The 22,670-nt window shown below is 58.7% G+C and carries 23 protein-coding genes; 12 read left to right on the top strand and 11 right to left on the bottom strand.

The window, feature by feature from the left end; genetic code table 11:
* Positions 1-160 precede the first annotated feature (160 nt).
* On the bottom strand, positions 161-385 hold the full coding sequence (locus tag AUC60_RS16335; protein ID WP_087269537.1) for a DUF1161 domain-containing protein: 225 nt from the start codon (positions 383-385) through the stop codon (positions 161-163).
* A 149-nt stretch (positions 386-534) separates the two neighbouring features.
* The gene (locus tag AUC60_RS16330; RefSeq protein ID WP_087269534.1) at positions 535-750 is read right to left on the bottom strand and encodes a dodecin; all 216 of its coding nucleotides are present in this window, start codon (positions 748-750) and stop codon (positions 535-537) included.
* Positions 751-931: 181 nt separating this feature from the next.
* Here AUC60_RS16330 and AUC60_RS16325 point away from each other — a divergent pair, with 181 nt between their 5' ends.
* Positions 932-1,258 carry an ElaB/YgaM/YqjD family protein gene (locus tag AUC60_RS16325; RefSeq protein ID WP_087269531.1) on the top strand — a complete coding sequence of 109 codons (327 nt, stop codon included), beginning with the start codon at positions 932-934 and terminating at the stop codon, positions 1,256-1,258.
* A 24-nt stretch (positions 1,259-1,282) separates the two neighbouring features.
* On the opposite strand, the gene AUC60_RS16320 is transcribed toward AUC60_RS16325, so the two are convergent.
* A complete protein-coding gene (locus AUC60_RS16320) occupies positions 1,283-2,182 on the bottom strand; it encodes a LysR family transcriptional regulator (protein WP_087269527.1) in 900 nt (299 codons plus the stop codon).
* 124 nt (positions 2,183-2,306) lie between these two features.
* Here AUC60_RS16320 and trpB point away from each other — a divergent pair, with 124 nt between their 5' ends.
* The 3 genes from trpB (at position 2,307) to AUC60_RS16305 (ending at position 4,966) form a co-directional block, all read left to right on the top strand.
* Positions 2,307-3,536: a tryptophan synthase subunit beta gene (trpB, locus tag AUC60_RS16315; protein WP_087269524.1), complete on the top strand. Its 1,230-nt coding sequence runs from the start codon at positions 2,307-2,309 to the stop codon at positions 3,534-3,536.
* On the top strand, positions 3,533-4,345 hold the full coding sequence (trpA, locus tag AUC60_RS16310) for a tryptophan synthase subunit alpha (RefSeq protein ID WP_087269521.1): 813 nt from the start codon (positions 3,533-3,535) through the stop codon (positions 4,343-4,345). The genes trpB and trpA overlap by 4 nt, the downstream gene beginning before the upstream one ends.
* 123 nt (positions 4,346-4,468) lie before the next feature.
* Complete coding sequence (locus AUC60_RS16305) at positions 4,469-4,966, top strand: anti-virulence regulator CigR family protein (protein ID WP_087269518.1); 498 nt, start codon at positions 4,469-4,471, stop codon at positions 4,964-4,966.
* Between the two features lie 124 nt (positions 4,967-5,090).
* On the opposite strand, the gene AUC60_RS16300 is transcribed toward AUC60_RS16305, so the two are convergent.
* Positions 5,091-5,423 carry a DOPA 4,5-dioxygenase family protein gene (locus AUC60_RS16300; RefSeq protein WP_087269516.1) on the bottom strand — a complete coding sequence of 111 codons (333 nt, stop codon included), beginning with the start codon at positions 5,421-5,423 and terminating at the stop codon, positions 5,091-5,093.
* Between the two features lie 171 nt (positions 5,424-5,594).
* On the bottom strand, positions 5,595-6,545 hold the full coding sequence (locus AUC60_RS16295) for a choline sulfate utilization transcriptional regulator (RefSeq protein ID WP_087269513.1): 951 nt from the start codon (positions 6,543-6,545) through the stop codon (positions 5,595-5,597).
* Positions 6,546-6,660: 115 nt separating this feature from the next.
* On the opposite strand from AUC60_RS16295, the gene betC reads away from it, so the two are divergent.
* The 3 genes from betC (at position 6,661) to AUC60_RS16280 (ending at position 10,866) form a co-directional block, all read left to right on the top strand.
* Complete coding sequence (gene betC / locus AUC60_RS16290) at positions 6,661-8,166, top strand: choline-sulfatase (RefSeq protein ID WP_087269510.1); 1,506 nt, start codon at positions 6,661-6,663, stop codon at positions 8,164-8,166.
* Positions 8,167-8,200: 34 nt separating this feature from the next.
* On the top strand, positions 8,201-9,127 hold the full coding sequence (choX, locus tag AUC60_RS16285) for a choline ABC transporter substrate-binding protein (RefSeq protein WP_087269508.1): 927 nt from the start codon (positions 8,201-8,203) through the stop codon (positions 9,125-9,127).
* Positions 9,128-9,300: 173 nt separating this feature from the next.
* Positions 9,301-10,866 carry a SulP family inorganic anion transporter gene (locus AUC60_RS16280; RefSeq protein WP_087269505.1) on the top strand — a complete coding sequence of 522 codons (1,566 nt, stop codon included), beginning with the start codon at positions 9,301-9,303 and terminating at the stop codon, positions 10,864-10,866.
* On the opposite strand, the gene aroE is transcribed toward AUC60_RS16280, so the two are convergent.
* The gene (gene aroE, locus AUC60_RS16275; protein WP_087269502.1) at positions 10,863-11,684 is read right to left on the bottom strand and encodes a shikimate dehydrogenase; all 822 of its coding nucleotides are present in this window, start codon (positions 11,682-11,684) and stop codon (positions 10,863-10,865) included. The genes AUC60_RS16280 and aroE overlap by 4 nt on opposite strands.
* 163 nt (positions 11,685-11,847) lie before the next feature.
* A complete protein-coding gene (gene hemF / locus AUC60_RS16270; protein WP_087269499.1) occupies positions 11,848-12,765 on the bottom strand; it encodes an oxygen-dependent coproporphyrinogen oxidase in 918 nt (305 codons plus the stop codon).
* Positions 12,766-12,939: 174 nt separating this feature from the next.
* Here hemF and AUC60_RS16265 point away from each other — a divergent pair, with 174 nt between their 5' ends.
* Positions 12,940-13,917: an NADPH:quinone reductase gene (locus tag AUC60_RS16265; RefSeq protein WP_087269496.1), complete on the top strand. Its 978-nt coding sequence runs from the start codon at positions 12,940-12,942 to the stop codon at positions 13,915-13,917.
* A 165-nt stretch (positions 13,918-14,082) separates the two neighbouring features.
* Here the strand turns inward: AUC60_RS16265 and tsaC are convergent, their stop codons facing one another.
* The 3 genes from tsaC to AUC60_RS16250 all read right to left on the bottom strand — a co-directional run bounded on the left by tsaC (position 14,083) and on the right by AUC60_RS16250 (position 16,939).
* Positions 14,083-14,640, bottom strand: coding sequence for an L-threonylcarbamoyladenylate synthase type 1 TsaC (gene tsaC / locus AUC60_RS16260; RefSeq protein ID WP_087269493.1), 558 nt, complete (start codon positions 14,638-14,640; stop codon positions 14,083-14,085).
* Positions 14,641-14,677: 37 nt separating this feature from the next.
* Positions 14,678-15,790 (bottom strand): DNA-processing protein DprA, encoded by a 1,113-nt coding sequence (gene dprA / locus AUC60_RS16255; RefSeq protein ID WP_087269491.1) that lies wholly within the window; start codon positions 15,788-15,790, stop codon positions 14,678-14,680.
* A gap of 123 nt (positions 15,791-15,913) precedes the next feature.
* The gene (locus AUC60_RS16250) at positions 15,914-16,939 is read right to left on the bottom strand and encodes a LysM peptidoglycan-binding domain-containing protein (RefSeq protein WP_087269488.1); all 1,026 of its coding nucleotides are present in this window, start codon (positions 16,937-16,939) and stop codon (positions 15,914-15,916) included.
* A 139-nt stretch (positions 16,940-17,078) separates the two neighbouring features.
* Between AUC60_RS16250 and def the strand changes: the two genes are divergently transcribed.
* The 4 genes from def to trkA all read left to right on the top strand — a co-directional run bounded on the left by def (position 17,079) and on the right by trkA (position 21,609).
* On the top strand, positions 17,079-17,585 hold the full coding sequence (def, locus tag AUC60_RS16245) for a peptide deformylase (protein WP_087269485.1): 507 nt from the start codon (positions 17,079-17,081) through the stop codon (positions 17,583-17,585).
* 145 nt (positions 17,586-17,730) lie between these two features.
* Positions 17,731-18,690 carry a methionyl-tRNA formyltransferase gene (gene fmt / locus AUC60_RS16240; protein WP_087269482.1) on the top strand — a complete coding sequence of 320 codons (960 nt, stop codon included), beginning with the start codon at positions 17,731-17,733 and terminating at the stop codon, positions 18,688-18,690.
* A complete protein-coding gene (gene rsmB / locus AUC60_RS16235) occupies positions 18,687-20,003 on the top strand; it encodes a 16S rRNA (cytosine(967)-C(5))-methyltransferase RsmB (protein ID WP_087269479.1) in 1,317 nt (438 codons plus the stop codon). The genes fmt and rsmB overlap by 4 nt, the downstream gene beginning before the upstream one ends.
* 232 nt (positions 20,004-20,235) lie before the next feature.
* A complete protein-coding gene (trkA, locus tag AUC60_RS16230; RefSeq protein WP_087269476.1) occupies positions 20,236-21,609 on the top strand; it encodes a Trk system potassium transporter TrkA in 1,374 nt (457 codons plus the stop codon).
* 154 nt (positions 21,610-21,763) lie between these two features.
* On the opposite strand, the gene AUC60_RS16225 is transcribed toward trkA, so the two are convergent.
* The gene (locus AUC60_RS16225; protein WP_087269473.1) at positions 21,764-22,651 is read right to left on the bottom strand and encodes a lysophospholipid acyltransferase; all 888 of its coding nucleotides are present in this window, start codon (positions 22,649-22,651) and stop codon (positions 21,764-21,766) included.
* Between the last annotated feature and the right edge of the window lie 19 nt (positions 22,652-22,670).

Below are 22,670 nucleotides of genomic sequence, written 5' to 3'. Positions count from 1 at the left end.
TGTAGGAGCTCACGAGCACCGCGAGGCAGCGATAGCGGTTTGCCTGATACACCGCCATCGCGGCCTCGCGGTGTTCGTGCACTCCTACAGGGCAAAAGGTTAGCCACAGACACAAAAAAACCGACTTCAATGAGTCGGTTTTTTTGTTTCTGCAATCCGATCAGCCGCGCTGATACACGATTTCCTTGGTGCCGCCTTCGCAGCTGCCGACAACGGTCTTGTCAGTCACGCTGCCTTTGTCGACGACTTCAAGCGTGTAGGACGAAGCGCCTTTGGCCTGGATTTTTGCATCAATTTCCGCCTTCAACTCTTCGCACGGCTTGCCAGCGGCCAAGGTGGTCCCGGCAATGCTCAGCAAACCTACCGCCAATAGAAATTTCTTCATTGGTCAAACTCCTTCGTCAGGCCAAAACAGGTCATCTACAGGGCAAACGACCTGAAAGAATTAACCACCCCGACGATTGTTCGCCGCAGCGGGCTCTATCTGTGTAGCGGAGGATATGGCATTCAGCCAGTGCGAAAGTTCAGCACTGCTCAGCTGTTGGCAATTCGGAAACCCACTTTCAGGGTGACCTGATAGTGCGCAACCTTGCCATCTTCAATGTGGCCACGGGTCTCGGCAACTTCAAACCACTCCAGGTGCTTGATGCTTTTGCTGGCTTCGGCCAACGCGTTATTGATTGCGTCTTCGATGGTGGTGGTAGACGAGCCAACCAGCTCGATCTTCTTGTAGGTGTGATGATCAGTCATGGCAGTTCTCCTATGGGTCATTACGAGCGTAGCAGTGAGTACGCTCCTTACCTCTGTGGGGAAAAGCTGCATAAAAGTTCAGCACTTTGCGAAAACACAACTTTGCAAAAAACAAACGCACTTTCTGAAAAGCCTGTAGTCGGAAACAACACACGCCACTCACCATCGCAGGAGAAACATCATGGCTAGCACTTCACTACGTAAAGCCTCGCTTCAAAGCATGGAAGCGGAAATCGAAAGTCTGTTGAAATCGCTGGAAGGCCTGAAATCCGATGCTTCGGACGAATCGCGCAAGACCCTCAAAAATTTGAAAGCCAACGCTGAAAGCGCGCTGAGCCATTCGCGCAGCCTGCTTAGCGATGTCTACGAAGACGTCAAAGTCAAAACCCGCGAAACCAGCGTTGCTACCCGCGATTACGCGCAAGAGCACCCTTGGACCACCGCCGGTGTTGCTGTAGGTGCGGTCGGCCTGCTGGCTGCTTACCTGCTGTGCAAACGCGGTAACTGATAAAACCGCTCCCGGTTTAAGGAGCTAGGGCCGTCCCGAACGTTTCAGCTCATTCTTTAGCCACATGGCCAATGATTGAGCGCGCCCGTCAGCGGCACGTTTGGGCACCCACAACGCCAGTTGCGCCGGGGTTTCGCTGAAGCCCCACGGCGCAACCAGGCGACCCGCACGCAGGTCATCCGCGACCAGTGGTTCCGGGGCAATCGCCACGCCAAGGCCAGCCACGGCCGCTTCCAGCAAATAATACAGATGCTCAAAACCCTGCCCATATTGCAGCGCCTTCGGGTCGATGCCGTTTTGCTGCGCCCAGCTGGGCCAGGCTTGCGGCCGCGAAGTGGTTTGCAGAAGGGTTTCGTTGAGCAAATCCTGCAGCGGGGCTTGCTGCAACTGCGCATAGCGGGAGAAGTGCGGGCTTAACACCGGACCAATCCGCTCACTCGCCAACTCGAAGACTTGCATGTCTGCTGGCCATGGCGGCTCGGCGAACACCAGCAGCGCGTCGAGTCCGGGGCGACGCGGATCCAGATCACCTTCACCCGCCGACAAATGCAGGCGCAGATCCGGCAGGTCCGCGTTCAGCCGTCCCAATCGTGGGATGAACCAGCGCGCCAGCAAACTCCCGGAACAGCCCAACACAAACGGGGCATCCGCATTGCCTTGGCTCAGCTCGGCGCACACATTGCGTAGCCGGTCGAAAGCGTCACCGCTGGCGTCTCGCAGCCGAATACCTGCATCTGTGAGTTTAAGGCCACGCCCGTCCTTGACGAACAACGCGACGCCCAAGTGTTCTTCAAGCACTTTCAATTGCCGGCTCACTGCACCGTGAGTTACGTGCAGCTGTTCAGCCGCCTGACTGACGCTGTTAGAGCGTGCAGTGGCTTCAAAGGCTCGCAATGCATTTAACGGAGGAAGGTCCCGGCTCATGGTATCTGTGAGTTTTCCTGACAGGTTGCCGCGATCTTATCGGTTTTCAGATGGGTTGGCGCTGGTTAAAGTGTGCTCATTGCCGATCCGGCTCACTCATTCGCTTATCGACCCTGGAGGTCACATGACCCAGACCAACTTCAGCAGCGGCCCAGACGCCAACGGCTTGTTCGGCTCATTCGGCGGCCGCTACGTTGCCGAAACCCTGATGCCACTGGTGCTCGACCTGAATCGCGAGTACGAAGCTGCGAAAGCTGACCCGGAATTCGTCGAGCAACTGGCCTATTTCCAGCGCGACTACATTGGTCGTCCAAACCCTCTGTACTTCGCTGAGCGTCTGACCGAGTTTTGCGGCGGCGCGAAGATCTACTTCAAGCGCGAAGAGCTGAACCACACCGGCGCGCACAAGATCAACAACTGCATCGGCCAGGTCCTGCTGGCCAAGCGCATGGGTAAAAAACGCCTGATCGCCGAAACCGGCGCCGGCATGCACGGCGTGGCGACGGCCACAGTTGCTGCACGTTTTGGCCTGCCTTGTGTGATCTACATGGGCGCTACCGACATCGAGCGGCAGCAAGCCAACGTGTTCCGCATGAAGTTGCTGGGTGCTGAAATCGTCCCTGTCACCTCCGGCACCGGCACCCTGAAAGACGCGATGAACGAAGCACTGCGTGACTGGGTAACCAACGTCGACGACACCTTCTACCTGATCGGCACCGTTGCAGGCCCACACCCGTACCCGGCGATGGTTCGTGATTTCCAGTCGATCATCGGCAAGGAAACCAAAGTCCAGATGCAGGAGAAAGAAGGCCGTCTGCCAGACAGCCTGATCGCTTGCGTCGGTGGTGGCTCTAACGCCATGGGCCTGTTCCACCCGTTCCTGGATGACAGCAGCGTGGAAATTATCGGCGTCGAAGCCGGTGGCCACGGTGTTGATACCGACAAGCACGCTGCCAGCCTCAACGGTGGCGTGCCAGGCGTGCTGCACGGCAATCGCACGTACTTGCTGCAGGACAACGACGGTCAGATCACTGACGCGCATTCGATCTCTGCCGGTCTGGACTACCCAGGCATTGGCCCGGAGCACGCTTACCTGCACGAAGTGAAGCGCGTCGAATACGTCAGCATCACCGACGAAGAAGCGCTGGAAGCCTTCCACCATTGCTGCTTGCTGGAAGGCATCATCCCGGCCCTGGAAACCGCTCACGCTCTGGCCGAAGCCATGAAGCGCGCCACTAACCTGCGCGACGACCACTTGATGGTGGTGTGCCTGTCGGGTCGTGGTGACAAAGACATGCAAACCGTCATGAACCACATGGCCGCCGCCGAACAGAATCAGGAGAAGCTGGTATGAGCCGCCTCGAACAACGTTTCGCCCAGCTGAAAACCGAAGGCCGCGCGGCATTGGTGACCTTCGTCACCGCAGGCGACCCGGGTTATGACACCTCGCTTAAAGTCCTCAAGGGTCTGCCAGCAGCCGGTGCCGATGTTATCGAGCTGGGCATGCCGTTCACCGACCCTATGGCCGACGGCGTGGCCATTCAACTTGCGACGTTGCGTGCTCTGGATGCCGGTCAGACGCTGTTGAAAACCCTGCTAATGGTCAGCGAGTTCCGCATCGACGATCAAACCACGCCGATCGTGCTAATGGGTTACTACAACCCGATCCATCGTTATGGCGTGGAAAAATTCGTCGCCGCTGCCAGCGAAGCGGGCGTTGATGGTCTGATTATTGTCGACTTGCCACCCGAGCATGACGCCGAACTGGCGACGCCTGCGCAGGCCTCCGGTATCGACTTCATCCGCCTGACCACGCCAACCACCGACGATGCGCGCCTGCCGCGTGTGCTTGAGCGCAGCTCCGGCTTTGTTTACTACGTATCGGTTGCTGGTGTGACTGGCGCAGGTTCGGCGACGATGGAGCACGTTGAGGGCGCGATCGAGCGTTTGCATCGCCATACCAGCCTGCCGATCTGTGTCGGTTTCGGTATTCGCACCCCGGAGCAGGCAGCCGCCATCGCTCGCCTCGCGGACGGCGTAGTTGTGGGCTCGGCACTGGTGGACAAGATCGCCAATGCTGCGTCACCAGAGCAGGGCGTCGATGACGTGTTAAGCCTATGCGCGGCCTTGGCCGAAGGCGTACGTAAAGCTCGTGTGAGCTGAAGGTAAAGTTCCTGATACAGAGGAATCAAAGCGCAAACGCCTGTACTAAGTAGTCAGGCAAAGGGGTTCAGGACTGATGTCGTGAACCCCTTTTTGCTGCATTGAATTTTTCAGGAGCAAGACATGAAACTGCCGAACCGTTTGATTGCCGGGCTGGGTATCTTGATGATCAGCGCCAGTCCGCTGTTGCAAGCAGCGCCGCAAGATCAGCGCGGCGGCCCTGACGACAACCGTCAAGGTCAGCAACAAGGTCCAGGTCCACAAAGCAAAGGTGGTCACGATCAGGGTAAACAAGGTCAAGGCAACGCCGGACGCCCGCAGCAGCAAGCCCATCAGGACAACCGTGGTGGCAATCGCCCGCCGGAAAACTTTGATGGCGTGCGCAACACTATTCAGCAGCATCGGGACGTGATCGGCCGTGGTCAGCCGCTGCCGCCGAACATTCATGTGGTCAAAGGTCGTCCGCTGCCACCCGGCTACGGCAAACGCCTGGACGCTCGCTCGCTGCAACACCTGCCGCATTACGATGGCTACGAGTGGCGCCGCATGGGCACTGACGTGGTCCTGATCGCCGTGGGCACCGGAATTGTGTACGCGATTCTGGATGGTGTTTTGAATTAACAAAACCCTGTACCTGTGGGAGCTCACGAGGACCGCGAGGCAGCGATAGCGGTATTCCTGAGACACCGCCATCGCTGCCTCGCGGTGCTCGTGAGCTCCTACAGTTGCGGTGTTTTCTCTCTACCTACCGCCTGAACATCCCCACATTCAACGGCCGTACCGCCCCCATCCAGATTGCATGCTCGGTGTGATCCGCCAGCTCATCCCCGGTCAACGGATGAGTGAACACCACCAGACCATTGCGATTCAGCGCCAGCCATAGCATGACATCGGCAAATTGCGGATGATCAAACGCCAGCTGACAACTCCAGTCGGTATGCGGGCCAACCGGCCGTTCGTGAACCCTGCCCATCGCCAACCCAAACTTCTCGGCCGCCGCCTCACACAAGGCCCGCGCCTGTTCGAGGGTGTCAGCATCGAAGTAAACATGGGCGTGATAACCCTGAATCTCTGACATGCGTGTAAGTGCTCCTGTGGACCCATTATTAAATGCAATCTCTGTAGGAGCTGCCGAAGGCTGCGAAAGCGGTACTTCTGACACTCCGCCATCGCAGCCTTCGGCAGCTCCTACATATCCAATGTTTGCTGCGCGATAGCGCTGTGGCACAGGCACAGCGCTGCCCCCTATTCACACCGCAATCGACGGCAACGGCCTGCCCGTCAGCGACGATCCGCTCTGCGCCTGTTCACTCGCCAGCCAATCCACAAACTGCTGAACAATCTGCACCCGCCGTTTACGTTGTGGCAGTACAACGTAATAGCCATAAGCGGAAACCGCTGTCGCATCGACAGGACGACACAACAATCCTTGATCAAGCAGGGCGTCTACCAGATGACGCCAGCCGATAGCCACGCCCTGGCCGGCAATTGCGGCCTGGATCAGCAACGTGTAGTTGTCGAAACGCAATTGGCCGGGGGCAGGGGCCTGAGGAATGTTCAGGGCGCGGAACACGCCCCCCCAGTCGAACCAGTTGGCGCTGCCTTCGCCACGCAAATGTAGCAGCGGGAATTCACGCAGTACGTCGGTGGACAATGGCGGCTCTCGCCCGGCCAGTAACTGCGGGCTGCACACCGGGAAGACTTCTTCGCTGAACAGCCAGCGGCTCTCGCCTTGCTTGAAACGTCCGTCGCCAAATAGCACCGCGACGTCGATATCAGCACGCAACATGCTGTGGCTACGTTCGCTGGTCACCAGGCTGACGTCCACATCCGGGTTGGCTTCATGAAAGCGATGCAGGCGCGGCATCAGCCAGTAAGCCGCGAATGCAAAATCGGTGGCGACCTGCAGCACCTCGTGTTGATGCTTATGGGTGATCGCGATCAGCCCTGCGTCCATAGACTCCATGCCGGTCTGCACATGGCTGAACAGAATGCTCCCTGCGTCGGTCAGCTCAATACCTCGATAGATTCGGTCAAAAAGCCGGGTCGCCAACTGTTCTTCCAGGCGCTTGATTTGTTGGCTCACGGCGGGCTGAGTAGTGCCCAGTTCGATCGCCGCGGCGGTGAAACTACGCAGGCGCGCCGCAGCTTCGAACGCCCGCAGCAGATCCAGCGACATTTGACCAAGCGATTCAAACATAATCTGTACTTATCCTAGGCATTGTCTTGCATGGGCTTTACCTCAACCGGTATGGGTCCCATCCTCAGTCGCAGCACTTTCGCATAAATATTCACGATGGGATGCCGCGAAATACATGAAGCGCAAAAATATTCTGTTCATCATGGCCGATCAAATGGCCGCGCCGATGTTGCCGTTCTACGCTTCGTCTCCAATCAAAATGCCTAATCTAAGTCGCCTCGCTGCTGAAGGCGTGGTGTTCGATGCTGCTTACTGCAACAGCCCGTTGTGCGCCCCGTCGCGCTTCACGCTGGTCAGCGGTCAGTTGCCCAGCAAGATCGGCGCTTACGACAACGCCGCAGAATTCCCCGCCGATATTCCGACCTACGCCCATTATCTGCGCCGCCTGGGCTACAAGACTGCGTTGTCCGGCAAGATGCACTTCTGTGGGCCCGACCAGTTGCACGGCTATGAAGAGCGCCTGACCAGTGATATCTATCCCGCTGACTATGGCTGGGCCGTCAATTGGGACGCGCCGGATGTGCGTCCGACCTGGTATCACAATATGGCGTCGGTGCTGCAGGCCGGTCCATGCGTGCGCACCAATCAGTTGGACTTCGATGAAGAAGTGGTCTTCAAAGCCCAGCAATACCTATTCGATCACGTGCGTAACGACGGCGATCAACCGTTCTGCCTGACGGTTTCGATGACTCATCCGCATGATCCATACACCATCCCGAAACCTTTCTGGGATCTATACAGCGACGACGAAATCCCGATGCCGCAGCATCAGCCCGACCAGGCTGATCAGGATCCGCACTCCCAGCGGTTAATGAAAGTCTATGATCTGTGGGACAAGCCGTTGCCCGAGGAGAAAATCCGCGATGCCCGCCGCGCTTATTTCGGCGCGTGCAGCTACATCGACAGCAACGTCGGCAAGCTGATGCAGACCCTGGAAGAGATCGGTCTGGCGGACGACACCATCATTGTGTTCTCAGGCGATCACGGTGACATGCTCGGCGAGCGCGGCCTCTGGTACAAAATGCACTGGTTTGAAATGGCGGCTAGAGTGCCATTGCTGGTCTACGCGCCAGGCCAATACAAGGCCGGACGCGTTGGCGCAGCGGTTTCCACAGCTGATTTGCTGCCGACATTTGTCGCGATGGCTGAAGGCGAGCTGGTGGATGGCTTGCCACTGGATGGTCAGTCACTGATGCCGCATTTGCTGGGCGAGGGTGGTCATGACGAGGTGTTTGGCGAGTACATGGCCGAAGGTACTAACAGCCCGCTGATGATGATCCGGCGTGGCGCGTACAAATTCATTTATTCGGAGCAGGACCCATGCCTGCTGTTCGATGTCCATAACGATCCACAGGAACTGGAAGAGCTGAGCCAGTCGGACACTCACCAGCAACTGTTCAATGAGTTCCTGGCTGAAGCACGGGCCAAATGGGATATACCGGCGATACACCACCAGGTGCTCGCCAGCCAGCGTAGACGGCGCTTTGTCGCTGAGTCGCTGGCACTCGGCAAGCTGAAGAGTTGGGATCACCAGCCGCTGGTAGACGCCAGTCAGCAGTACATGCGCAACCACATTGATCTGGACGATCTGGAGCGCAAGGCACGTTATCCACAACCTTGACCCTGCCAAAAAATCAAAAAACTAGGGGAAGTTAATGAAGACGTTATCCAAAACACTCGTGATTGGGGTCATGGCGTTGAGCAGCCTTGCGGTACAGGCTGCCGAGCAAAGTTGCAGCACTGTAAAACTGGCCGATCCGGGCTGGAGCGACATTGCTGCAACCAACGCCATTGCCGGCTTCCTGCTGGACGGGATGGGCTACAAGGCCAAGGTCGATACCCTGGCGGTGCCGATTGCTTACGGCGGTCTCAAGGATGGCAAGCTGGACGTCTTCCTGGGCAACTGGATGCCTGCGCAACAGGGTTTCTATGACAAGTTTGTCGCGACCGGGGATGTCACCCAACTGGCGAAGAACCTGGACGGTACCGAGTTCACCCTGGCTGTGCCGGATTATGTCTGGGACGCGGGTGTGCATAACTTTGCCGACTTGAACAAATTCGCCGACAAGTTCGAGAAGAAGGTTTATGGCATTGGCTCCGGCGCGCCAGCCAACCTCTCGATTCAGAAAATCATCAAGGAGAACGAATTCGATCTGGGCAGCTGGAAGCTGGTGGAGTCCAGCGAACAAGCGATGCTGGCTGAAGTAAATCGCCGGGTGAAAAAAGATCAGTTCGTGGTGTTCCTTGGCTGGACGCCGCACCCGATGAACGTGCAGATCAAAGGCCTGCATTACCTCAAAGGCGGCGAGAAATACTTCGGCGACACCGGCACCGTACATACCCTGACTCGCAAAGGTTACGCCGAGGCCTGTCCGAACGTAGGCAAACTGCTGACCAACCTGACGTTCACCCAGGAGATGGAAAACAGCATCATGGCCGACGTGACCAACAACAAAGTCACCAATGCTGCCGCAGCCAAAGCCTGGATCAAAGCCAACCCGGCCGTGCTGGATAAATGGCTGGATGGCGTGAAAACCATTGATGACAAAGATGCACTGGCGGCGGTGAAGGCGAAGCTTTAATACCTCCCAAGGTCTGCGCATTACCTGTGGGAGCTGGGCTTGCCCGCGATAAGCTTGACGCTATCTAAAATGAACCGCGTCCAGCCTCATCGCGGGCAAGCCCGGCTCCCACAGAGGACAGCTCCACCAACTGTTGTACCCTAACCCCTCCGCAATCCTTCAAAGAGCGTTTCATGGGTTGGCTCAACCGCCATAAATTCCTGCCGTTTCTTGCCTGGCTTCCCCGCCAGACTCGCGCCACCGTGGGTCGAGATGCCTTGGTGGGGTTGAGCGGGGCGATTCTGGCCTTGCCACAGTCCATCGCTTACGCCCTGATCGCCGGATTGCCTGCCGAGTACGGTTTATACGCGGCCATAGTGCCGGTCATGATCGCCTGTTTGTGGGGCTCGTCATGGCACCTGATCTGCGGGCCGACGGCGGCAATTTCAGTCGTGCTCTACGCCAGCATCAGCCCGCTGGCGGTCCCGGCCAGTCAGGATTACATCACCCTGATTCTGCTGCTGACGTTCATTGCCGGGGTGTTTCAGTTATTGCTCGGCATGGTGCGCTTCGGCGCGCTGGTCAACTTCGTCTCCCATTCGGTGGTGCTCGGTTTCACCCTGGGTGCCGCCGTAGTCATTGCACTGGGGCAAATGCCCAACCTGATCGGCATCGATTTACCCAGCCAGACCACCGCTCTAAAAAGCCTGATCGCCGTGTTGGAGCATCGAGGCGAGCTGGACATGCCGTCACTGATGTTGGGTTTACTGACGCTAGGGCTCGGCATGCTACTGAAGCTGGTTGTGCCGCGCTGGCCAACACTGTTGATCACACTCATCGCATCCAGCCTGCTGGTCTGGCTATGGCCAGCGATGTTTGGCCATGTGCGCGTTGTCTCGGCATTTGTCGGCCATCTGCCGCCGTTGAGCCCGCTGCCACTCGATCCGGAACTGATCCTCAAACTGCTGCCATCCGCCGTGGCGGTGGGCATGCTCGGACTGGTCAACAGCCTGTCGATTTCCCGTTCGCTGTCTACCCGCTCCCAGCAACTGATCGACGCCAATCAGGAAGTGCGTGCTCAGGGCCTGTCGAACATGGGAGGCAGCCTGTTTTCAGGCTTTCTGTCAGCAGGTTCATTTACTCGCTCGGCACTGAGCTTCGAAGCGGGCGCCAATTCACCCCTGGCCGGGATATTTTCTGCCTTGTGGGTCGCGCTGTTTGCCGTCGCCGGGGCATCGTGGATCGCGCACATTCCTATCCCGGCCATGGCGGCTTCGATTCTGCTGATTTGTTGGGGGCTGGTGGACCGGCGCGGCATCCGTGCGTTGTACCGCGTCAGTCGCTCAGAATTTCTCGTCATGGCCTTAACCTGCGTCGCGACATTGCTGCTCGAACTGCAAACCGCGATTTACGCGGGGGTGCTGGCGTCGCTGTTCTTCTACCTCAAGCGCACCTCACAACCGGTCGTGCAGCAATGGCGCGACGGCGACGAAGACATCATGCGCGTTGGCGGCTCGATCTTTTTTGGTGCCAGCCACTATTTGCAGACGAGACTGCAGCGCACCGAAGGCAAACACGTGGTCATTGAGGCGCAACACATCAACTTCATCGATTATTCCGGCGTCGAGATGCTCCATCAGGAAGCCCGACGCCTGCGTGATCACGACCGGACCCTGACGTTGCGTCGGGCCAGGCCGCAGGTGATTGATGAGCTGCGCAAGCTGGAAGGGGATAAATGCCCGATCCGGTTCGAAGATTAAGCCGCGAGTTGCCTGCGCAGCTCAGCCAGTACTGGCGCTGAATCCGGTCGCACGCTGCGCCATAGCAAGAAGGCTTCGGCGGCCTGCTCGACCAGCATGCCCAAACCATCAACGGATTGCGCCGCGCCGTGCTCGGCGGCCCAACGGCAGAAGGCTGTAGGCTCGCTGCCGTACATCATGTCGTAGCAGAAGGTCTTACCGGGATCGATCAGGCTCGGCGAAATCGGCGGCAGTTCTCCCACCAGGCTCGCGGATGTGGCGTTGATGATCACGTCCACAGACTCTTCCAGCCAATCGAAACCACTGGCAAATACGGGCCCCAGATCAGCGAATTGCCGGGCCAGCAGCTCGGCTTTTTCTACCGTTCGATTAGCGACCACCAATACCGACGGGCGCTCTGCCAGCAAGGGCTCCAGCGCACCGCGCACTGCGCCGCCCGCACCGAGTAACAGCACGCGCTTGCCATGCAGACTCACGCCGCAGTTAACCGTCAGATCCCGCACCAGTCCCGCGCCATCGGTGTTATCACCGAGCAAGGTGCCGTCGGCCAGCTTGCTCAGGGTGTTGACTGCGCCTGCACGCCGGGCGCGTTCGGTCAGGCTGTCGGCCATGAGATAGGCCTGTTCCTTGAACGGCACAGTCACGTTGGCCCCACGGCCTTCGTTGAAGAACGCCTTGGCGAATGCGGTGAAGTCATCCAGCGGCGCAAGCGCCGTGCGGTAATCCAGCGGTTGACCGGTTTGCTCGGCGAACAGGCGATGAATCAGCGGTGACTTGCTGTGGCCGATGGGGTTGCCGAAGACGGCGTAGTGGTCCATTTATATTCCTGGAAGCCGAGCACGTGAATACTGAACCCTGTGGGAGCTGGGCTTGCCCGCGATAGGGGCGACGCGATCTGAAGTGAACCGCGTCCAGCCTTATCGCGGGCAAGCCCAGCTCCCACAAGGGAGATGCATTTCAAATTAAGATATCTACAGAGTCTTACCCCAACGCCAACCAGTCCCGATCCTGCAGGAAGTACTCGGTCAGGCGTGCTTCTTCGCTGCCTGGCGCGGCTTTCCAGTCGTAGCCCCAGCGCACTTGCGGTGGCAGCGACATGAGGATCGACTCGGTACGCCCGCCCGATTGCAGACCAAATAGCGTGCCACGGTCGTAGACGAGGTTGAATTCCACATAGCGCCCGCGACGGAACTCCTGAAACTCACGTTGCTGCGCGGTATACGCGTCCGCCTTGCGACGACGCACGATAGGCAGGTAAGCGTTGATAAAGGCATCGCCAATCGCGCGCATGAAGGCAAAGCTGGTGTCGAAATCCCACTGGTTCAGGTCATCGAAGAACAAGCCGCCGATACCGCGAGGCTCGTTACGGTGCTTGAGGTGGAAATAGCTGTCGCACCACGCCTTGTACCGCGGATAAACGTCGGCGCCGAAAGGCGCACATGCCTGTTCGGCGACACGGTGCCAATGCACGCAGTCTTCTTCGACGCCGTAATAAGGCGTCAGGTCGAAACCGCCGCCGAACCACCAGACCGCTTCTTCGCCCTCTTTTTCAGCGATGAAGAACCGCACGTTAGCGTGAGAAGTCGGGACATGCGGGTTGTGCGGGTGGATTACCAGCGACACGCCCAGCGCCTCGAAACCACGTCCGGCCAGTTCTGGCCGGTGAGCACTGGCAGAGGGCGGCAGGCTGGTGCCGAAGACATGGGAGAAGTTGACGCCGCCCTTTTCAATCACCGTGCCGTTTTCGACTACGCGCGTACGTCCACCACCGCCAGCGGGGCGGGTCCATGCATCCTCGACAAAACGGGCACCGCCGTCTTCCTGTTCCAGAGCGGTGCAGATCCGGTCTTGCAGATCGAGCAGGTAGGCTTTGACGGCCTCAGTGCGGCTAGAAGACATGGCGACCTCTTAAACTGACTTCAAACGGCTGGGCACCCGGACTTCAAGGGCCACAGCGAAATTGGCGCGTAGCATACCACCCGTGGCCAATCGACCGCAGTTGACGAAGCGCAAACGAAGGAGTCCGATAGAGCCCTTTCACATTCCTGTTTCGATTGATCATGGAGAGAACAAATGGCAAAGCGTATCCAGTTCAGCACGACCGGCGGCCCGGAAGTTCTCGAGTATGTGGACTTCGAACCGGCCCAGCCTGGCCCGCAACAGGTACGTGTGCGTAACAAGGCCATCGGCCTGAATTTCATTGAGACCTACTTCCGCAGCGGTCTGTATCCGGTGCCGTCCTTTCCGTCGGGGCTGGGTAACGAAGGCGCGGGGATCGTCGACGCAGTGGGCAGCGAAGTCAGCCGCTTCAAAGTCGGCGACCGCGTGGCCTATGGCACCGGTCCGCTGGGCAGCTACAGCGAGTTGCATACCTTGCCGGAAGCCAATCTGGTGCATCTGCCGGAAGCTGTCAGTTTCGAACAAGCTGCTGCCGTCATGCTCAAGGGCCTGACTGTGCAGTATCTGCTGCGTCAGACCTACGTCGTCAAACCGGGTGAAACGATCCTGTTCCACGCCGCAGCGGGTGGCGTAGGCTCGCTGGCCTGCCAATGGGCCAATGCGCTGGGCGTGAAGCTGATCGGCACTGTCAGCTCCGCCGAGAAAGCCGCTCACGCCAAAGCGCTGGGTGCTTGGGAAGTGATCGACTACAGCAAGGAAGATGTGGCCAAACGCGTGCTGGAACTCACTGACGGGCAGAAATGCCCGGTGGTTTATGACGGCGTGGGTCAGGACACCTGGACGACTTCTCTGGATTGCGTTGCGCCGCGTGGTCTGTTGGTCAGCTTCGGTAATGCATCCGGACCTGTTGCAGGCGTGAACCTGGGGATTCTGGCCAGTAAAGGCTCGTTGTACGTCACGCGCCCAACCCTGGGTAGCTACGCCAACACGCCACAGACCCTGCAAAGCATGGCCGACGAACTGTTCGACATGCTCGCCAGCGGCAAGATCAAGGTGGATAACATCCAGCAATTCGCCCTCAAGGATGCAGGCAAAGCGCAGATCGAACTGTCGGGCCGCCGCACCACTGGCTCGAGTATCTTGATTCCTTGATTTGAAATGCAGCGTCTGTGACATGACGTGGGACCGGCTTTAGCCGGGAAGAGGCCGGGACAATCCCCAGAAATGGGACGTCAGAATACCGCTTTCCCGGCTAAAGCCGGTCCCACGTCAGGTTGCGTGGCAAACCTGGAATCTCCTACAGGAGCATCTCTATCGTTACCCCGCTCGAACAACCTCTGCCGTAGCAATATCGCGAATCACGCTCGGATTACGGCGGCCTCCCAGGCTGCCGCTGAGCACGCCATCGATCTGCCCGCGGAAATACTGCTCGACTCTAAGACGTGAACGCGCAGCAGGGCGGCCTGCCGGGTTGGCCGAGGTGGAAATCAGCGGCCCGACCGATGCACACAGCTCACGTACCGTTGGGTGATCACTAACCCGCAGCGCTACCGTCTCGTGAATACCGGTTATCCACTGCGGCAAGAGGTTCTGGTGCGGCACCAGCCACGTGTTGGGACCCGGCCAGGTGCTGGCCATCCGATCAATCCACAACTCGGGAAAATCCTCGAACAGGAAGTCGAACTGACGAATGTTGTCAGCGATCAGAATCAGCCCTTTTTCCACGGGCCGAGATTTGATCGCCAGCAGGCGGTAAACCGCTTCTTCATCCCAAGGATCACAACCCAGCCCCCACACCGCTTCGGTTGGATAGGCAATGACCGCACCGGCGCGAATGTTTCGGGCGGCTTGTTGCACTCGCCAACTGCTGACCATTTTCACTCTCCGCTAAAACGTTGTCGGCAGTTTAACCTCAGGCTGCGCGCGCAAACCATCGTCCCGCTTCACAGGCAATGCGTCCGTCCAGTTCCAGTTCGGTCAACGCAGCGAGCACCTTCGGCAACGCCCAGCCAATCGAGTGCGCCAACGCTTCACTGGTGTGTGGCGCTGCATGCAGCAACGCCAGCAGCGGATGGTCGATAGCGACGTCAGATGTCTGCACTGCCTCAGTTGGCGTCACCACTTGCCAGCCACGCAAGGCTTCGAGAATGTGATGCACCGTTTCGACCAGCACAGCGCCATCGCGAATCAACTGATGGCAACCCCGCGCACCGGGGTGATGAATCGACCCCGGTATTGCATAAACCTCGCGGCCCTGCTCGGCAGCCAGTCGAGCGGTGATCAAAGAACCACTGGCAACACTGGCTTCGACCACCAGCACGCCCAGGGACAAACCACTGATAATTCTGTTGCGGCGCGGGAAGTTGCTGGCAGTCGGACCTGCATCCAGCGGGAACTCGGAAACCACCGCGCTTCCTTCGGCAATCATCCGCGCTGCCAACGCTCGGTGGCGCTGTGGATAAAGTTTTTCAATGCCTGTACCCAGAACGCCGATTGTAGAGCCGCCGACGTCCAGAGCGGCCTGGTGCGCAGCGCCATCAATACCCAGCGCCAAGCCACTGGTAATGACAAACCCGGCCCCCGCCAGGCTCTTGGAAAAAGCTGCGGCGGTGTCCAGTCCCGGACGTGAGGCGCGGCGGCTGCCGACCATGCCCAACTGCGGCCGGTCGAGAATCGTGGCGTTGCCTGCGACGAATAGAAGTGGAGGAGGATCGGGGATTTCCGCTAGCAATGCCGGGTAGTGTGGGTCGTCCCACATCAGCAAATGCTGGTCCGGACGCTCTAACCAAGCCAATGCGGCGCTAGCACCATCGCGCACGTCCGGGTTACGTCGGGCCTCAGCACACGCCGCTGGTAACCCCAATGCACGCCAGGCGCTGGCCGGTGCGCTGAGTGCAGCAGAGGCACAGCCGAATGCATTGATCAACTTGAAGAATCGCTTTGGCCCCACCTCCGGCAAGCGATGCAAGCGCAGGCGCGCTTCCTGTTCGGCAGGCGAAGGGGTAGCTTTTTCGAACAGCGGCATAAGATCTTCCTTGATCCGTAGCGCACCTGAAATGGTGGCCAATCCTGTGGATAACTCTGTTAACAACAATTTGATAACTGGTCACGCGATGACAAAAATCTGTATCAATTCTGCAACATAACGCTAAGGATTTTTGATCTTGTCCATTACCGCCAACGAGCGGTTGGCGTTCAGAACCAGCCCGTAGCTGAGCTTGTCGTACGTGCGGAAAATCATTAGGAGCCCGGAGCGTTCGTCAGGAATTTTGACTTGTTCACCGGTGATGCGATCGCGGACAGTCTCGCCAGTCTTGTAGATCGCCAGCACGTTGCCTTCGGTCAGACCGTCACGTTTGCCCTTATCCACCGTCACCACATCCATCACGCCGATCTGATTCACGCCACGCGGAACGTCAATGATCAGCCCGTTGATATCACTGCGTGGTTCACTTGGCTGAAAGCTGGAGTTGATTGCCCGTTCTTCGCTGGCGAACAGTCGGTCACCCAGGCGCACTTCCTGGTTCGAGCGCTGCAGCATCAACGTGGAGACATCACCTTCGGCCGCGATAATTTCGCCACCACCAATCTCGTCAGCGTTAATACCCAGCACTTCCTGTGTGACCGGATCGGTGTAGGTCTTGCCCTGGCGGAAGATGCCATAGACCGAATGCGTCGGGTCCAGAGTGCCTCGCGCGTAAATTCGGTCACCGATGCCGCTCAGGACTCGCTCGGCATTCCCGGCCACAATGTAAGGAGCCTGGTCGAACTGCTCGGGAGTGTCCACGATTCGGTTACTGAGCAGGAACGCATTGATCGCCCCCAACGGGATGCTTGGAACGGCTTCAATCATCGGCGTACTGCGCACCCGAGGCGATAGCTTCACGGTACCGCGAGACTCGCCGCGATTGAGGGTGACCCGAGGCTGACCGTCGACATAACTCAGCGACAAGGTGTCGCCGGGGTAGATCAGATCAGGGTCGTGGACTTGTGGGTTGGCGCGCCAGATTTCCTGCCATTTCCAGGGCTCGCTGAGGAACTTGCCGGAAATGTCCCAAAGCGTGTCACCGGCGACAACCGTGTAGCGTTGCGGATGGCCTTCCCTGAGTTGCACTTGCGCCTGCACAAGACCGGTCACGGCCAACAGCAGCAGGGCGAGTAGTGATTTCCTCATGCAGTGAATCCCTTTATCATGTTGCTTCGCGTGAACATAGAGTCCTATCCGGCTCGGTGTAAAAATGGTTGCCCCGCTTGGACGTCCAAAGCCTAGCAGCCGATTTTGACTTTACCCTACAAGTGCAGCTCTTACGTATATGGCTATTCTAAACATTCTCGAGTTTCCCGATTCGCGCCTGCGTACCATCGCCAAGCCGGTGGCCGTAGTAGACGCCGACATTCGTCAGTTGGTCGATGACATGTTTGAAACCATGTATGAGGCGCCAGGTATCGGGCTGGCTGCAACCCAGGTCAACGTGCACAAACGTGTCGTGGTCATGGACCTCAGCGAAGACCGCAGCGAGCCTCGGGTTTTCATCAACCCCGAGATCGAAATGCTGACCGACGAAATGGATCAGTATCAGGAAGGTTGCCTATCAGTGCCGGGTTTCTACGAAAACGTAGACCGCCCGCAGAAGGTGCGCATCAAAGCACTGGACCGCGACGGCAACGCTTACGAAGAAATCGCCGAAGGCCTGCTGGCGGTATGTATCCAGCATGAGTGCGATCACCTGAACGGCAAGCTGTTCGTCGATTACCTGTCCAACCTCAAGCGCGACCGGATCAAGAAAAAGCTCGAAAAACTGCACAAGCAGAACGCTTGATTCCTACCTGACCGTAGGAGCTGCCGCAGGCTGCGAATGACCGGGAACCGGTCGCCATGGCTATTGTGGCTGAAGGTTGTTCCAACCTTATCGCAGCCTTCGGCAGCTCCTACAGTTCAAAATGTCCTTTCCCAACGAGAAGCCCATGACTGAGCCACTGCGCATCGTCTTCGCCGGCACCCCAGAGTTTGCCGCTGAACACCTCAAGGCCTTGCTCGACAGCCCTCACCAGATCGTCGCGGTCTACACCCAGCCTGATCGCCCGGCCGGTCGTGGACAAAAGCTGATGCCAAGCCCGGTCAAGCAACTGGCTGTGCAACACGATATTCCAGTGCTGCAACCGCCGACCCTGCGCGATGCTGCGGCTCAAGAAGAACTGGCAGCGCTCAAGCCCGATCTGCTGGTCGTGGTCGCTTACGGTTTGATCCTGCCGCAAGTGGTGCTGGATATTCCGCGTTTGGGTTGCATCAACAGCCATGCATCTCTGCTGCCACGCTGGCGCGGTGCGGCGCCGATTCAGCGCGCTGTAGAGGCAGGCGATGCCGAGAGCGGTGTCACGGTCATGCGCATGGAACTGGGTCTGGACACCGGGCCAATGCTGCTCAAGGCCATCACGCCCATCACCGCTGAAGACACCGGCGGCACCTTGCATGATCGCCTGGCTGAACTGGGCCCGCCTGCTGTGTTGCAAGCCATTGCCGGTCTGGCCGATGGCACACTCGTCGGCGAAGTCCAGGATGACAGCCTCGCCACTTACGCTCACAAACTCAACAAGGACGAAGCGCGCATCGACTGGAGCCGTCCCGCTATCGAGCTTGAGCGTCTGGTTCGCGCATTCAATCCATGGCCGATCTGCCACAGCACGCTGAACGGCGAAGCCCTGAAAGTCCTCGCCGCGAGCCTCGCTGAAGGGCAGGGCGAACCAGGCGTCATCCTCGAAGCCAACAAGGACGGTTTGATTGTCGCTTGTGGTCAGGGCGCGCTGCGTCTGACGCGCCTGCAACTGCCGGGCGGCAAGCCACTGAATTTCACTGACCTGTTCAACAGCCGCCGCGAGAAGTTCGCCATTGGCACCGTGCTGGGCCAACAGGTGACTGCGCAATGAACCCGCGTCTGGCCGCCGCCAAGGCATTGGCCGCTGTACTCAGCGGTAAAGCTTCGCTCAACAGTTCGCTGCCGACGCAGATGGACAAGGTTGAAGTCCGCGATCGCGGCCTGACTCAGGATCTGGCGTTCGGCACAGCTCGCTGGCAGCCACGGCTTTCTGCGTTGGCCGCAAAATTGTTGCAAAAGCCTTTCAAAGCCGCCGATGCGGACGTCGAGGCGTTGCTGCTGGTGGGTTTGTATCAACTTCTGTATTCGCGCATTCCGGCCCACGCTGCCATCGGCGAAACCGTTGGTTGCGCCGACAAATTGAAAAAGCCTTGGGCCAAAGCGCTGCTAAACGCCGTGCTGCGTCGCGCCCAGCGTGAAAGCGAAGCGTTGTTGGCTGAGCTGGAACACGATCCGGTGGTGCGCACATCGCACCCGCGCTGGCTGCAAAAAGCGCTGAAAGCGGCTTGGCCAGAACAGTGGGAAGCCATCTGCGCCGCTAACAATGCGCATCCGCCAATGATTCTGCGGGTCAATCGTCGGCACAACAGCCGTGACCAATACCTCGAACTGCTGGCTAAGGCAGACATTGAAGCAGTCGGCTGCACGTTCAGTCAGGACGGTATTCTGCTGACCGAGCCTTGCGATGTGCGCAGCCTGCCAGGTTTTACCGAAGGCTGGATCAGCGTGCAGGACGAGGCCGCGCAACTGGCTGCCGATCTGCTCGAACTGGCCCCGGGCCAACGGGTGCTGGATGCCTGTTGCGCCCCAGGCGGTAAAACCTGCCACTTGCTGGAAGTCCAGCCTGCGCTGGCAGGCGTCGTGGCGGTGGACCTGGAAGCCAAGCGTCTGGTGCGTGTGCGGGAAAACCTTGAGCGCCTTGGCCTGAGCGCCGAACTGATCGCTGCCGATGCCCGGGAAACCGCGCAATGGTGGGACGGCAAGCCATTCCAGAGAATCCTGCTTGATGCGCCGTGCTCGGCAACCGGTGTGATCCGCCGCCATCCCGACATCAAGCTGACCCGTCAGGCCGATGACATCCCGGCCCTGGCAACGCTGCAAGGCGAGTTGCTCGATGCCCTTTGGCCAACCCTGCAAGTCGGCGGCATTCTGCTTTACGCCACTTGCTCGACACTGCCGATGGAAAACACCGAAGTCATTGAGGCGTTCCTGGCCCGCACCTCCGGCGCACGTGAGCTGGACATTGCCGGTCAGCTCGGCCAGCAATCACCGGGCATCAAACAGCCGCACGGTCGCCAGTTGCTCGCGCAGGAAGGCGGGCATGACGGGTTCTATTACGCCAAACTGATCAAGATCGCTGCTTGATGCGCACTACTCAAATTCAATGCAATCTCTTGTGGAAGATTCTATTTTTGCCCGCAAGTCAATGTGACGACGTGGGACCGGCTTTAGCCGGGAAGGGGCCGGAACAGCCGCTGAGTGTGTGGTATCTGCCAGGCCGCTTTCCCGGCTGAAGCCGGTCCCACGTCATCAGCCTGCTTCCACAGGCTTCATGCAATTCCATAGGTTTGCTTATGCCGCTTCAAGGAGCAATTGATTGAAAATCATCATCCTCGGCGCAGGGCAGGTTGGCGGTACGCTGGCTGAACACTTGGCCAGCGAAGCCAACGACATCACTGTGGTCGACACCGATGGCGACCGGTTGCGTGATCTGGGCGACCGCCTGGATATCCGCACGGTGCAGGGCCGTGGCTCGTTTCCGACCGTACTGCGCCAGGCAGGCGCAGATGACGCTGACATGCTGGTAGCAGTGACCAACAGCGACGAAACCAACATGGTGGCTTGTCAGGTCGCCTACACGCTGTTCCACACGCCGACCAAAATCGCCCGGGTGCGGGAAGCGGCTTATCTGACTCGCGCAGGCCTGTTCGACAATGACGCGATTCCGGTCGACGTGCTGATCAGCCCTGAGCAAGTCGTCACCAACTACATCAAGCGCCTGATCGAATACCCCGGCTCGCTGCAGGTGATCGACTTCGCCGGCGGCAAAGCGCAACTGGTGGCGGTCAAGGCCTATTACGGCGGACCGTTAGTGGGTCAGCAACTGCGCCAGTTACGTGAACACATGCCCAATGTCGACATGCGCGTGGCCGCCATCTTCCGCCGCGACCGGCCGATCTTGCCGCAAGGTGACACGGTCATTGAAGCAGACGATGAAGTGTTCTTTATTGCGGCCAAGGCGGACATTCGTGCAGTCATGAGCGAAATGCGCCGTCTGGACGAGAACTACAAACGCATCGTCATTGCAGGCGGCGGGCATATCGGCGAGCGTCTGGCGGAAGCCATCGAGAGCCGCTATCAGGTCAAAATCATCGAGATGAATCCAGCGCGCTGCCGACAGCTGTCGGAATCGCTGAACAGCACAGTCGTGCTGCAAGGCAGCGCGTCAGACCGTGATCTGCTGCTGGAAGAAAACATCGCCAACACCGACCTGTTCCTGGCCCTGACCAACGACGACGAAGCCAACATCATGTCGTCGCTGTTGGCCAAACGCATGGGTGCGCGCAAGGTGATGACCATCATCAACAACCCGGCGTATGTCGATCTGGTGCAGGGCGGCGAAATCGATATCGCGGTCAGCCCGCAACTGGCAACCATCGGCACCTTGCTGGCCCACGTTCGACGTGGTGATATCGTCAGCGTGCACTCACTGCGTCGCGGTGCAGCCGAGGCTATCGAGGTGGTTGCTCATGGCGATACCAAGTCCAGCAAGGTCATCGGCAAGGCCATCAAAGACATCGCACTGCCGTCGGGCACCACAATTGGCGCCATCATTCGCGCTGACGAAGTGCTCATCGCCCACGACGCCACCGTGATCGAAACCGGCGATCACGTGATCATGTTCCTTGTGGATAAAAAGTACATCCGCGATGTGGAGAGGCTGTTTCAGGTGGGGTTGAGCTTTTTTTAAGCAGCCAACTAGTCCCTCTCAATTGAAATGTTATTTCTGTGGGAGCTGGGCTTGCCCGCGATAAGGCTGGACGCGGTTCACTTTAGATCGTGCCCTGCCTTATCGCGGGCAAGCACCGCTCCCACAGGGTTCATCATTTCAAGTCATGACCTCATCAATACCAGCGGGCCTCTCCGGCAGGGCGTTTCTTGAAGCGCTTCATGGTCCACATGTACTGGCTCGGATAAGCCCGCACATATTTCTCCACCACCTGACTCATGGCCGCCGCCGATGTCGCAGTGTCGGTGCTGTACATGGCCTCGGGCGCAGCTTCCAGAACCACTTTGTAACCTGAACCATCCGGCAAGCGCATGGCATGCAGGAACACGCCGACGGCTTTGCCGCCCGCCAGCATGTTAGGCACAAACTTGCTGGTCAGGGCTGTAGTGGCGAAAAACGGTACGAAGATCCCCGCTGATTCCGCCGGCTCAGGATCGGCCGGAATACCTACCGAGCCGCCTTTGCGCACTTCTTTGATGACGCTGAGAATGCCTTCCTTGGTGGACGCCGCCACGCGGTTGCCCAATTGCACGCGTTGTTTGCGTAGCAGGTCATCGACCGCCTTGAGCTTGGGCGGACGATAGAAAATGATCGGTTTGCACTGGCTGCAGTAGAAGTGATTGAGCACTTCCCAGTTGCCCAGGTGACTGGTGATGCCAACGACGCCTTTACCGGACGCCAAGGCATCCTTGAGGACGTCGAGGCCTTCAACTTCACGTACCAGATCGATGGATTTCTGAGCAGGCCAGATCCAGGCACAGGCGCTTTCGGTGAGGGTCTTGCCGATGTCCATCAAACTACGACCGACGAGACGCTCGCGCTCGGCAGGGTCCATTTCCGGAAAGCATTTAGCCAGATTGATGCGCGCAACCTCACGCGAACGGTTCGGCAGTTTCCACATCAACCAGCCGATGCCTGCACCGACCCACTGCACAACGCGCCAGGGCAACAAGGCAAACAGTCGCAATGCGCCCACCATGAGGGCACCTTTAAACTTTTCCACAGATCACTCCCCAAAACTC

It is taken from the genome of Pseudomonas caspiana (assembly GCF_002158995.1).
Lineage (GTDB): Bacteria > Pseudomonadota > Gammaproteobacteria > Pseudomonadales > Pseudomonadaceae > Aquipseudomonas > Aquipseudomonas caspiana.
This window is presented reverse-complemented; position numbering and strand designations above follow the sequence as displayed.

Bases quoted from the DNA above. Each gene is read 5' to 3' on its own strand.
- AUC60_RS16335 (WP_087269537.1), bottom strand. From the start codon at position 385: ATGAAGAAATTTCTATTGGCGGTAGGTTTGCTGAGCATTGCCGGGACC.
- AUC60_RS16330 (WP_087269534.1), bottom strand. From the start codon at position 750: ATGACTGATCATCACACCTACAAGAAGATCGAGCTGGTTGGCTCGTCT.
- AUC60_RS16325 (WP_087269531.1), top strand. From the start codon at position 932: ATGGCTAGCACTTCACTACGTAAAGCCTCGCTTCAAAGCATGGAAGCG.
- AUC60_RS16320 (WP_087269527.1), bottom strand. From the start codon at position 2,182: ATGAGCCGGGACCTTCCTCCGTTAAATGCATTGCGAGCCTTTGAAGCC.
- trpB (WP_087269524.1), top strand. From the start codon at position 2,307: ATGACCCAGACCAACTTCAGCAGCGGCCCAGACGCCAACGGCTTGTTC.
- trpA (WP_087269521.1), top strand. From the start codon at position 3,533: ATGAGCCGCCTCGAACAACGTTTCGCCCAGCTGAAAACCGAAGGCCGC.
- AUC60_RS16305 (WP_087269518.1), top strand. From the start codon at position 4,469: ATGAAACTGCCGAACCGTTTGATTGCCGGGCTGGGTATCTTGATGATC.
- AUC60_RS16300 (WP_087269516.1), bottom strand. From the start codon at position 5,423: ATGTCAGAGATTCAGGGTTATCACGCCCATGTTTACTTCGATGCTGAC.
- AUC60_RS16295 (WP_087269513.1), bottom strand. From the start codon at position 6,545: ATGTTTGAATCGCTTGGTCAAATGTCGCTGGATCTGCTGCGGGCGTTC.
- betC (WP_087269510.1), top strand. From the start codon at position 6,661: ATGAAGCGCAAAAATATTCTGTTCATCATGGCCGATCAAATGGCCGCG.
- choX (WP_087269508.1), top strand. From the start codon at position 8,201: ATGAAGACGTTATCCAAAACACTCGTGATTGGGGTCATGGCGTTGAGC.
- AUC60_RS16280 (WP_087269505.1), top strand. From the start codon at position 9,301: ATGGGTTGGCTCAACCGCCATAAATTCCTGCCGTTTCTTGCCTGGCTT.
- aroE (WP_087269502.1), bottom strand. From the start codon at position 11,684: ATGGACCACTACGCCGTCTTCGGCAACCCCATCGGCCACAGCAAGTCA.
- hemF (WP_087269499.1), bottom strand. From the start codon at position 12,765: ATGTCTTCTAGCCGCACTGAGGCCGTCAAAGCCTACCTGCTCGATCTG.
- AUC60_RS16265 (WP_087269496.1), top strand. From the start codon at position 12,940: ATGGCAAAGCGTATCCAGTTCAGCACGACCGGCGGCCCGGAAGTTCTC.
- tsaC (WP_087269493.1), bottom strand. From the start codon at position 14,640: ATGGTCAGCAGTTGGCGAGTGCAACAAGCCGCCCGAAACATTCGCGCC.
- dprA (WP_087269491.1), bottom strand. From the start codon at position 15,790: ATGCCGCTGTTCGAAAAAGCTACCCCTTCGCCTGCCGAACAGGAAGCG.
- AUC60_RS16250 (WP_087269488.1), bottom strand. From the start codon at position 16,939: ATGAGGAAATCACTACTCGCCCTGCTGCTGTTGGCCGTGACCGGTCTT.
- def (WP_087269485.1), top strand. From the start codon at position 17,079: ATGGCTATTCTAAACATTCTCGAGTTTCCCGATTCGCGCCTGCGTACC.
- fmt (WP_087269482.1), top strand. From the start codon at position 17,731: ATGACTGAGCCACTGCGCATCGTCTTCGCCGGCACCCCAGAGTTTGCC.
- rsmB (WP_087269479.1), top strand. From the start codon at position 18,687: ATGAACCCGCGTCTGGCCGCCGCCAAGGCATTGGCCGCTGTACTCAGC.